This is a genomic window from Streptococcus sanguinis (genome assembly GCF_003943735.1).
GTDB lineage: Bacteria > Bacillota > Bacilli > Lactobacillales > Streptococcaceae > Streptococcus > Streptococcus sanguinis_E.
Genome location: NZ_RJMV01000037.1, coordinates 1 through 526, shown reverse-complemented (window position 1 = coordinate 526; position 526 = coordinate 1). Strand labels below are relative to the sequence as shown.

The 526-nt window shown below is 45.1% G+C and carries 1 protein-coding gene; it reads right to left on the bottom strand.

The window, feature by feature from the left end; genetic code table 11:
• Positions 1-504: calcium-binding protein (locus D8877_RS12250; protein ID WP_446677728.1), on the bottom strand; the 504-nt coding region annotated here is incomplete at its 3' end.
• Between the last annotated feature and the right edge of the window lie 22 nt (positions 505-526).

Below are 526 nucleotides of genomic sequence, written 5' to 3'. Positions count from 1 at the left end.
TGATCCTCCTTGAATCGTCATATCTTTGAGATAAGCTGAGATTGAATCATCGCTCTCAGTACCTTGAATGACTCTCAGAGGATGTGCTGCCGAATCCTGATCCAGAACTGTGCCGTCGTCAAACTCCAATATGAAGTTCCGGTTACTGCTGTCAGAGCGGAAATATTTGAGAGTCAACTGGTCTTCTGTNCCCTTCACCTTGATAACGATATCTGAAGAACCACTGGCATAAGTTTGAAGATCAGATGGGCGGATTCCATTGATAAATTTAATCTTGTTCCGACCATAACCATCAGAAATCGTATCCTGACCATAGCCTAATCCGAAGATGTAGGTATCATCACCATAACCGCCAGTCAACTCATCATTACCTACACCGCCGTCTAGATAATCATTACCAGAGCCACCTTCAAGTTTATCATTACCGTTTCCGCCATCCAGAAAGTCATTGCCATCAGAACCAGACAGCGTATCATTGCCAGCACCGCCATAGAGCTTATCCACTCCCGAAGAGCCATAGAGCCAG